This is a genomic window from Aminobacter sp. P4_D5 (assembly GCF_056401815.1).
The window spans coordinates 1-565 of the sequence record NZ_JBFUIP010001183.1 but is presented as its reverse complement, the minus strand read 5'-3'; the positions used below and the strand labels follow the sequence as shown (position 1 = coordinate 565).

General features: G+C 65.8%; 1 protein-coding gene. It reads right to left on the bottom strand.

The genetic code is table 11. From position 1 onward, the window contains the following. A partial coding sequence (locus tag AC1DWF_RS37380; protein ID WP_476843467.1) for an alpha/beta hydrolase occupies positions 1-415 on the bottom strand: 415 nt, incomplete at its 3' end. Positions 416-565: the final 150 nt, after the last annotated feature.

The following is a 565-nucleotide window of genomic DNA, read 5'->3' as shown; positions in this document are numbered from 1 at the left end:
GCCCATGCTCCGCGCCATGCGTCGAGAGCCAGCCCAGCGCCGCATGGATCTGATAGGCAATGCGCGTCATCGTCACCTCGGGGCAGAGGCTGTAGCCGCAGATCGCTATGTTCCAGCCCATGGCCAGTGCGCCCTCGGCGATGATGGCGAAGTCCTCGCGCCGGTTGCGCTGCCAGTAGCCACCATGGATGAAGGCCAGCGTCGGCGCCTGCGGGTCCTTGCCGGGGTAGAGGTCCCATTGCTCGCGCTGGCTCTCGCCATAAGCCAGGTCCAGCGTATCAGTGTACTTCGCCCGGAACGGCGCGGAGGCGAGATTCCGTTCCTCGACCAGTGTCGGGCTGTCCGGCACGGCGGAGGAATTGTTATACGCATCGTCGCGCTCGCGTTGCGTCAGGCTTCCCCAGTCGAGGCTCATGCGGCTTCCCACCATTCCAGAATATCGCGGCCCTGAGCGAACACTGCCCCGGGCCGGCTGGCAATGGCGTCCAGCGTCGCTTCCAGCACGCCGATGCGATGCGGCACGCCGGAGATATAAGGGTGCACGGCGAGGCCCATGACCTTGCAG